Origin of the sequence: Pseudomonas frederiksbergensis, from assembly GCF_003732665.1 — a bacterium.
Lineage (GTDB): Bacteria > Pseudomonadota > Gammaproteobacteria > Pseudomonadales > Pseudomonadaceae > Aquipseudomonas > Aquipseudomonas frederiksbergensis_G.
Genome location: NZ_MOBP01000012.1, coordinates 298,121 through 308,307 on the forward strand (window position 1 = coordinate 298,121; position 10,187 = coordinate 308,307).

The 10,187-nt window shown below is 62.5% G+C and carries 3 protein-coding genes and 1 pseudogene (1 of these 4 cut by a window edge); 3 read left to right on the forward strand and 1 reads right to left on the reverse strand.

Translation table 11 applies throughout. The features are described from left to right. The 3 genes from BK665_RS18515 to BK665_RS18525 all read left to right on the forward strand — a co-directional run. A protein-coding gene (locus BK665_RS18515; protein ID WP_123407967.1) for a non-ribosomal peptide synthase/polyketide synthase crosses the window boundary here: on the forward strand, positions 1–6,517 show its end. The gene continues 24,317 nt to the left of window position 1, outside the view; 6,517 of the gene's 30,834 nt are visible here — the last part of the coding sequence; its start codon lies beyond the left edge, outside the window; its stop codon occupies positions 6,515–6,517. A 169-nt stretch (positions 6,518–6,686) separates the two neighbouring features. Next, positions 6,687–7,838 (forward strand): macrolide transporter subunit MacA, encoded by a 1,152-nt coding sequence (gene macA, locus BK665_RS18520; protein WP_123407969.1) that lies wholly within the window; start codon positions 6,687–6,689, stop codon positions 7,836–7,838. Between the two features lie 2 nt (positions 7,839–7,840). Further along, a complete protein-coding gene (locus tag BK665_RS18525; protein ID WP_123407971.1) occupies positions 7,841–9,802 on the forward strand; it encodes a MacB family efflux pump subunit in 1,962 nt (653 codons plus the stop codon). 124 nt (positions 9,803–9,926) lie between these two features. On the opposite strand, the pseudogene BK665_RS18530 reads toward BK665_RS18525, so the two are convergent. Then, positions 9,927–10,187, reverse strand: a pseudogene (locus tag BK665_RS18530) (hypothetical protein); the annotation flags it as partial.

A 10,187-nucleotide genomic window follows, 5' to 3' on the forward strand; every position in this document is an offset into this window, starting at 1 on the left:
GGGGATTCTGAAAGCCGGCGCTGCGTACGTGCCGCTGGACCCGGATTACCCGGCCGATCGCCTGGCCTACATGCTGGAAAACAGCGCGCCGACGGTGGTGCTGACCCAACGTGCGTTGCAGGCCAGCCTGCCGGCGACGGACACCAGGGTCTTGCTGCTGGACGGGGAAGGCTTCTCGACCCAGCCGATCAGTGATCCTGTGGTAGCAGGCCTGAGTTCAGACAATCTCGCCTACGTGATCTACACCTCCGGCTCCACCGGCATGCCCAAAGGCGTGATGAACGAGCACGGCGGTGTGGTTAACCGGCTGCTGTGGATGCAGGACGAATACACGCTCACCGCAGCAGACACCGTGTTGCAAAAGACCCCGTTCAGCTTCGACGTCTCGGTGTGGGAATTCTTCTGGCCGCTGTTCACTGGCGCACGGCTGGTGATGGCCCGTCCCGGCGGTCACCGCGAGCCGGCGTACCTGCGCGAAGTGATCCAGGCCGAGCGCATCACCACGCTGCACTTTGTGCCGTCGATGCTCGACGTGTTCCTCGCCGCTGGCGATGTCAGCGACTGCAAGGGCCTGGTGCGGGTGATGTGCAGCGGTGAGGCGCTGCCGGGGCAACTGGTGCGGCGCTTCAAACTGCAATTGCCGGGCACCGAGTTGCACAACCTCTACGGCCCGACCGAAGCCGCCGTGGATGTCACCGCGTGGAACTGCGCCGGACCTGAGACGCCGGACAGTACGCCGATTGGCAAACCGGTGGCCAACACCCAAATCTACCTGCTCGATGGCCATCAGCAGCCCGTGCCCATGGGCGCAGCGGGGGAGATCTACATCGCTGGCGTCCAGGTGGCGCGGGGTTACCTGCACCGTCCGGAATTGACGGCCGAGCGCTTCCTCAACGATCCCTTCAGCACCCAACCGAATGCGCGGATGTACCGCACCGGCGATCTCGGTCGCTATCTGGCGGACGGCAATATCGTCTACCTGGGCCGTAACGACGATCAGGTCAAGATCCGTGGCTTCCGTATCGAACTGGGGGAAATCGAGGCTCGCCTCACGGCTCATCCAGCGGTGCTGGAAGCGGTGGTGCTGGCTCGCGAGGACGTCGCCGGCGACAAGCGCCTGGTGGCGTATTACACGGGCGAAACCCAGGACATCCAGGCCCTGCGTGCACATCTGCACGCTCAACTGCCGGAATACATGGTGCCGGCTGCCTATGTGCAGCTCGATGCCTGGCCACTGACGCCGAACGGCAAACTGGATCGCAAGGCTTTGCCGGCACCGGATCTGGATTCCGTGGTCACCCATGGCTACGAGGCACCCCAAGGCGCCGTCGAAACCACCCTGGCGCAACTCTGGGCCGAATTACTCAACGTCGAGCGGGTCGGGCGTCACGATCACTTCTTTGAACTGGGCGGTCACTCGCTGCTGGCGGTGACGCTGATCGAGCGTATGCGCCAGGCCGGTTTGAGCGCGGATGTGCGGGTGCTGTTCGGCCAGCCGACCTTGGCAGCGCTGGCGGCGGCGGTCGGTGGCGGTACTGAAATTGTGGTGCCGGGCAACGCCATCGCACCGAACTGCCAACGCATCACCCCGGACATGTTGCCGTTGATCACGCTGTCCCAGGACGACATCGAGCAGGTCGTGGCGAAGATTCCGGGTGGCGTGGCCAACTTGCAGGACATCTACGCACTGGCGCCGCTCCAGGAAGGGATTTTGTATCACCACCTGGCGGCGCAGCAGGGTGACCTCTATCTGCAACAGGCGCTGTTCAACCTTGAGGATCGGGCGCGGCTGGATGCCTTCGTCGATGCGCTGCAAGGCGTGATCGGTCGCCACGATATCCTGCGCACGGCCGTGTTGTGGGAAGGATTGCGCGAGCCGGTGCAAGTGGTGTTGCGCGAAGCGCGTTTGATCGTTGAAGAATGCGTGGTCGCACCGGGCGATGTCGCCGTGCAACTTCGCGAGCGCTTCGACCCAAGCCATTACCGTCTGGATGTGCGCGAGGCGCCGTTGCTGCGCCTGGCCTGTGCCTTCGACGAAAAACAGCAACGTTGGGTCGCCTTGTTGCTGTTCCATCACATCGCCCTCGACCACACCGCGCTGGAAGTCATCCAGCACGAAATGCAGGCGTATTTGCTCGGACAGCAAGCGCAATTGGGCGAAGCCGTGCCGTACCGCAACTACGTGGCCCAGGCTCGACTGGGCATGAGCGAAAGTGCCCACGAAGCGTTTTTCAGCGACATGCTCGGCGACATCAAGGAACCGACCTTGCCGTTCGGCCTGCACGATGTGCAGGGCGACAGCAGCGGCGTCGAGCAGGCGCAACGGGTGGTGGAAGAAGGCTTGAGCCGGCGTCTGCGAGTGCAGGCGCGGCAACTGGGTGTCAGTGCGGCGAGCCTGCATCACCTGGCCTGGGCGCAAGTGGTGGCGGGCGTCTCCGGTCGCGAAGACGTGGTGTTCGGCACCGTACTGATGGGCCGGATGCAGGGCGGCGAAGGCGCCGACCGGGCGCTGGGTCTGTTTATCAACACCTTGCCGTTGCGGGTGGATGTCGGGACGCTGGGCGCGAAAGCCGGGGTGAAGGCGACGCATGCACGCCTCGCCGCGTTGCTCGGTCATGAGCACGCTTCATTGGCCCTGGCCCAGCGTTGCAGCGGCGTGAGTGCGCCGGCGCCACTGTTCAGCGCGTTGCTGAACTATCGGCACAGTGCAACCCAGGTAACGACTGAAGCTCAGTCGGCCTGGAGCGGCATCGAAGGCCTGGGCGGCGAAGAGTGGAGCAACTATCCGCTGTCGCTGAACGTCGACGATCTCGGCGAAGCGTTCGTGCTCACGGCACTGGTGGTGGCGCAGATCGGTGCGAATCGGGTCTGCGGCTATATGCATGCGGCGCTGGAAAGCCTGGTGGATGCGCTGGAACGCACACCGCAAGCACCGTTGCGCAGCCTGTCGATCCTGCCGTTGAGCGAGCGTCAGCAACTGCTGGTCGAGTTCAATGCCACGGATACGATCTACCCCCATGAGCAGACGGTTCACAGTCTGTTCGAAGCCCAGGCCAAGGTTCGCCCCGAGGCGATTGCCATCGAGCACGCCGGGCAGCAACTCACCTACGGCGAACTGGATGCAAGGGCCAATCGCCTGGCGCATTACCTGCGCGAGCAAGGCGTGACGCCGCAGTCGCGGGTGGCGATTCTGCTGAATCGCTCGTTCGACCTGGTGATCAGCCAAGTGGCGATCCTCAAGTGCGGCGCCGTGTATGTGCCGCTGGATCACCACGCGCCGCAGGATCGCCAGCGCTTCATGCTGGAGGACAGCGCGGCCACCTTGATCCTGACCCGCAGTGACAGGGTTGTGGCCGAAGGCACCTTGCGCGTGGATCTGGATACCTTGCTGCTGCCGGACGAACTGCCCGTCACAGCGCTGCCGCAGACGAGCGATACCCCGGCGTACATCATGTACACCTCCGGTTCCACTGGTCAGCCGAAGGGCGTGATCGTGCCGCACCTGGCCATTGGCCGGTTGGCGATCAACAACGGTTACGCGGATTTCAGCGAGCAGGAGCGCATCGCCTTCGTGTCGAACCCGGCCTTTGACGCCAGCACCATGGAGGTCTGGGGCGCGCTGCTGAATGGCGGACGCATGGTGGTGATTGATCACGAGGTATTGCTCAACCCGACGCAGTTCGGCCAGGCCCTGACCCAATCGAAAGTGACGGTGCTGTTCGTGACCACGGCCATTTTCAATCAGTACCTGATGCTTATCCCCGATGCCCTGGCACGCCTGCGCATTCTGCTGTGCGGTGGTGAACGCGGCGATCCGGCGTCTTTCCGGCGCTTGCTGGCCCACGCTCCGGCACTGCGACTGGTGCATTGCTATGGGCCGACCGAGACCACGACCTTCGCCACCACGCACGCGGTAACAGAAGTGCCGGAGGGCGCAACGAGCGTGCCCATTGGCCGACCTATCGGCAACACCCGGATCTACATCCTCAACGCCGCCCGGCAACCGGTGCCGGTCGGGGTGGCGGGGGAAATCCATATCGGTGGCGCGGGCGTGGCCCTGGGCTACCTGAATCGTCCTGAATTGACCGAGGAGCGCTTTATCATCGACCCCTTCAGTGATGACCTCACCAGCAATAAGACAGGCGCACGCCTGTACCGCACCGGCGACCTCGGGCGCTGGTTGCCCGATGGCAGCATCGAATACCTGGATCGCAACGACGGCCAGGTGAAAATTCGCGGCTTCCGCATTGAACTCGGCGAAATCGAGGCGCGCCTGCACCTGTGCGACGGCGTGCGCGAAGCCTGGGTCATGGCCCGCGAGGACAGCCCGGGCGATAAACGCCTGGTGGCTTACTACACCGGGGCTGAACACCTCGATGCCGAAGCCTTGCGCCTGCAACTGCAATCGCTGTTGCCGGAGTACATGATCCCGGCGGCGTTCGTAAAACTGCAGACGTTGCCGCTGACGCTCAACGGCAAGGTCGACGTCCGCGCACTGCCGGTGCCGGAATTCGATGCCTACGCCAGTCGCGATTACGAAGCGCCGCACGGCGGTCTGGAAACCACCCTGGCCGGTTTGTGGGCCGAGGTGCTGAAACTGGAACGCATCGGTCGTCACGACAACTTCTTTGAAATGGGCGGGCATTCGCTGCTGGCCATCCGACTGGTGGGAATGATGGGCCAGGCCGGACTGAACATTTCCCTGGCCGAGCTGTTCCAGCATGAAAGCGTCGCCTCGATGGCGGCGATGCTTGAAGCCCGGGACAGCGATGTTTCATCGCCGGCCGGGGTCCTGCCGGTACGTGAGGCCGGGACGAAAAATCCGCTGTTCCTGGTACATGAATTCAGCGGCCTCGACGTCTACTTCCCGGCGCTGGGCAAGCACATCGATCCGGACACTCCGGTGTACGGTTTGCCGGGCATTCCCTGGGGCGAGGAGCAATTGCAGACCATGGAATGCCTGGCGACGCGCCTGGTGGGCATCATCCGTTCGGTACAGCCACAAGGGCCGTATCGCCTGGCCGGTTGGTCGTTCGGCGGGGTGCTGGCCTACGAGATCGCCATCCAGTTGATGGGCCTGGACGAGAAGGTCGAATTCCTCGGCTTGATCGATACCTATCTGCCGCGTCTGGTGGATCAGGGCCGGGCACGCTGGACACCGGGCGAGGCGCACAACGTGCATCTGCTGGATCGCTGCGAGGTGTTCTGGAAAGCCCAGGCATCGGACGTCACCCCGGTGCTTGCCAAACTGGCCGGATTGCAGGCCAACCGTTTCGATTTCGATGGCCTGGTGCAGCATTGCCGCGACGAAGGTCTGTTGCCGGTTGAACTGGCGGCCTACAGCGCCGAGCAACTGTGGCACTACCTGGATCGCGAAGTCGCCCACGGCCATGCACTGGCGCACTACACGGTGTACCCGGTGAGCACGCCGGTGCACCTGTTCATCGCCGAGCAACGCAAGGACGATGCGCCGGAGCATTCTGGTTACCTGGGCTGGGACGCCGTGCTGCCGAAGACGCAGATCCAGTGCGTCACGGTGCCCGGCGATCACCAGAGCATGATGCAGGCCCCGCATATCCAGACGCTGGCCAAGGTCATCGACGAAGCGCTGCACAGCGCGGCCTCACGCCCGGCGCCAACCGCCTCAAGAAACGAGTACCAACCGCTGTTGACCATCCAGGGCGGGCGCTCCGGGCAGGCCCCGATCTTCTGTGTACCGGGGGCAGGGGACAGCGTCACCGGGTTTATCGGCCTGACCGATGCCTTTGGTCCGGACTGGCCGATCCACGGCCTGCAACATCGCGGACTGGATGGCACCACCGTGCCGTACAGCCTGGTGGAAACCGCCGCCGAAGCTTATCTGCAAGCGGTGGAACGGGTGCAGCCCGACGGCCCGGTGCATTTGCTCGGGCACTCCTTCGGTGGCTGGATCGTCTTCGAAATGGCCGCACGCCTGCGCGCCAATGGCCGTGACGTGGCATCGCTGACGTTGATCGACAGCGAATCACCGGGCGGCAACGGCGTGGTCGGCAAACCCTATACCGCCATGGGCGTGCTCAAGCGCTTGATTGAAGCGATGCAACTGGCGTCGGGCAAGTCCCTGGGCATCGATGCCAAGGCTTTCGCGACCCAGGACGATTCCGGGCAGATGCGCTTGCTCCATGCCGGCATGGTCCGCGCCGGCATGTTGCCCCAGCGTTCGGCGGCCAATTCCATGAACGGACCGGCGCGGGCCTTTGGCACGGCGTTGCGCACGGTCTACCAACCGCAACATCAATACGACGGTCCAGTGAACCTGGTACTGGCCGACGATCCGACCCTGGACACGGCTGGTAACAAACGCGAGCAAGAAGACATGATCGAAGGCTGGCGCAAGCATGTACCCAATCTCAGTATCTGGTACGGTCCGGGCAACCATTTCACCATCCTCAAGGCACCACACGTTCACAACCTGGCGGCCTGGTGGCAGGCCAGCCTCCCGATCCTCGATGAGGAGGCCGCCAATGACTACGTATAGGCGTCGTCACTTCGTGCAGAACAGTCGTCACCCGGCAATGCCGGCGATCCCCTGAAAAAAGGGTTTCGCCAACCTTGAGGGCCGACGTTCACCGGCAGCACGACGCTCTCATCAATGGCTCCCGGCCGCTGTCTGGCCGGGTCTGACATCAACGCATTCGTGGTCATTTATGGAAAAGTCGAAGTTTCGCAAAATCGCTATTGTGAGCGTACTGGTCGTGGTGGCTGGTCTGATTTTCTACAGCGCTCAATCTCCCGGCAAACCACCGGAGTACCTGACCGCCACGGTCGAACGCGGCGATATCGAGAACGCCGTGCTGGCCGCCGGCATCCTGCAAGGCATCAAGCAAGTGGATGTCGGTGCCCAGGTCTCGGGGCAGTTGAAATCCCTGAAGGTAAAACTGGGGGACAAGGTGACCAAGGGCCAATGGCTGGCGGAAATCGATCCGGTGGTGTTGCAGAACGCCTTGCGCCAATCCCAGGTCAATGAAGAAAACCTAGTGGCGAAAAAACGCGCCACCGCGGCGCAACTCAAGGACGCCAAGGCCACCTACGATCGCTACAAAAAGCTGCAACCGGACGACGCCATTTCCAAGCAGGAATACGAGACCGCCGAGTCGAACTACGATGTGCAGAACGCCAACCTGGTGTCCCTCGATGCGCAGATCAAGGACGCGCGCATCCAGATCGAAACCGCACGGGTCAACCTGGCCTACACCCACATCGTCGCGCCCATCGATGGCTACGTCGTCGGCGTGGTGACCCAGGAAGGCCAGACCGTCATCGCTCAACAACTGGCGCCGATCCTGCTGAAACTGGCGGACCTGGACACCATGACCGTCAAGGCCCAGGTCTCCGAGGCGGACGTGATTCACATCACCCCGGGCCAGGAGGTGTATTTCACCATCCTCGGCGAGTCGGAAAAACGCTACTACGCCAAGCTGCGCGGCACTGAACCGGCCCCGCAAAACTTCCTCGAAACCCAGGCCTCCGGCACCACCAAGCAAAACACGGCGGTGTTTTACAACGGCCTGTTCGACGTGCCCAATCCTGACCATCGCTTGCGTATCTCCATGACCGCGCAAGTACGCATCGTGCTGGACAAGGCCAAGGACGTGCTGACCATTCCGGTGGCGGCGCTGGGTTCGAAGAACGGCGACGGCAGCTTTCCGGTACGGGTGCTGGATGCCGAGGGCCAGGCGCAGATGCGCAACGTCAAGACCGGCATCAACAACAACGTGCGCGCCGAAATCAAGGAAGGCTTGGCAGAAGGCGACAAGGTCGTCATCGGTGAACCAGCGCCCGCCGTGGCAGGGGCCTGACAATGACCCAGCCATTACTGGAACTCAAAGGCGTGACCCGCAGCTTTACCGCTGGGGAGAAGGATTTCACCGCGCTTAAAGACATCAACCTGAGCATCCATGCCGGCGAGATCGTGGCGATCACCGGCGCCTCCGGGTCCGGCAAATCGACGCTGATGAACGTCCTCGGCTGCCTCGATCACGCCACGTCCGGCAGCTACAAAGTGGACGGGCGCGAGACCAGCGACATGGATGACCACGAACTGGCGGTGCTGCGGCGTGACCATTTCGGCTTTATTTTCCAGCGCTACCACTTGCTGCCGCACCTGAGTGCGTTGCACAACGTCGAGATGCCGGCGATCTATGCCGGGGTCACCGAGACCCAGCGGCACAACCGCGCCAAGGTGCTGCTGGATCGCTTGGGGCTCAAAGGCCATTTGAAGAATCGGCCAAGCCAACTCTCGGGTGGCCAGCAGCAGCGGGTGAGTATCGCCCGGGCGTTGATGAACGGCGGCGAAGTGATCCTCGCGGATGAACCGACTGGCGCTCTCGACACCGCCAGCGGCAAGGAGGTGATGAAGATCCTGCTGGAGCTGAACGCGGCGGGGCACACGGTGATCATCGTCACCCACGATGAAAAAGTTGCGGCCAATGCCAAGCGCATCATCGAGATTCAGGACGGCGAGATTCTCAGCGACCGCGTCAACCTGGAGCGACCGGTAGAAGAGCTGCCGGCGCAGGAGGAACGTGCGCCCAAGGTCAAGCAAGCCAATCGCCTGATTGCCAGCCTCGGCCTGTTCAGCGAAGCGTTCAACATGGCCTGGGTTGCGCTGATCTCGCACCGGATGCGCACCTTGCTGACCATGCTCGGGATCATTATCGGCATCACGTCGGTGGTGTCGATCGTGGCCATCGGCGAAGGGGCCAAGCGCTATGTCCTGAAGGACATTGCTGCCATCGGCAGCAGCACCATCGAGATTTTCCCCGGCACCGACTGGGGCGACAGTCGCTCCGCCGCCATCGAAACCCTGGTGTTGCCCGACGTCACGGCGTTGAGCGAGCAGTATTACATCGACAGCGCCACGCCCAACGTCGGGCGCAACCTGTTGCTGCGTTACGAAAACATCGACGTGACCGCGACGGTCAACGGTGTCAGCGAAAGTTATTTCCAGGTCCGTGGGATCAAATTGGGCGAAGGCGTTTCGTTCGGCAAGGACGATGCCCGGCGCCAGTCGCAGGTGGTGGTGATCGACCACAACACCCGGGTGCGGATGTTCGGCCCGACCGTGAATCCGCTGGGCCAGGTGATCCTGGTCGACAACCTGCCGTGCACGGTGATCGGCGTCACCGAAGACAAGAAAAGCGTGTTCAACACCAGCAAGGCCCTCAACGTGTGGATGCCTTACGAAACGGCGGCCGGTCGTCTGTTGGGCCAGCACTACCTCGACAGCATCACCGTGCGCATGAAGGACGGGCAGCCAAGTAAAGTGGTCGAGGACAACATCATCAAACTGATGGAGCAACGCCACGGCATCAAAGACTTCTTCACCTACAACCTCGACAGCATCATGCAAACGGTGCAGAAAACCAGTCAGTCCATGGCGCTGCTGCTGTCGCTGATCGCGGTGATTTCGTTGGTGGTCGGGGGGATCGGGGTGATGAACATCATGCTGGTCTCGGTGACCGAGCGTACCCGGGAAATCGGCATCCGCATGGCGGTAGGCGCGCGTCAGTCGGACATTCGCCAGCAGTTTCTGGTGGAAGCGGTGATGGTGTGCCTGGTGGGCGGGACGATTGGCATTGCGCTGTCGTTCGGCATCGGCTTCATCTTTTCACTGTTGGTGAAGGAATGGCAGATGGTGTTCTCGATGGGCTCGATCATCATGGCGTTTGTCTGTTCGACGTTGATCGGGATCGTGTTCGGGTTTGTACCGGCGCGCAACGCGGCGCGGCTGGATCCGATTGAAGCGCTGGCCCGAGATTAGCCTGGCAATAAAAAAACCTGTGGGAGCGGGCTTGCTCGCGAAGGCGTCGGTACAGTCAACATTGATAGTGACTGACCCACCGCCTTCGCGAGCAAGCCCGCTCCCACAGGGTCGGTGTCAGGGTTTAGGCTTTTTCAGTTGCATAGAGCTGACGCGCTTCACCGGATTTCTTCACCGCTTGTTCGAAGCGATCCAGCACCATACCCACTTCCGATTCGCTAATGGTCAGCGGCGGCAGGAACCTCAGCACCGCGCCATGCCGTCCGCCGGTTTCCATGATCAATCCGTTCTCAAAGCAATTGAGCTTGATCGCCCGGGCCCGTGCGCCATCACCCGGGCCTGCCTTGCCATGGGCGCCAGGAAGCGCTGGCCCGAGATTAACCTG

Bases quoted from the DNA above. Each gene is read 5' to 3' on its own strand.
- macA (WP_123407969.1), top strand. From the start codon at position 6,687: ATGGAAAAGTCGAAGTTTCGCAAAATCGCTATTGTGAGCGTACTGGTC.
- BK665_RS18525 (WP_123407971.1), top strand. From the start codon at position 7,841: ATGACCCAGCCATTACTGGAACTCAAAGGCGTGACCCGCAGCTTTACC.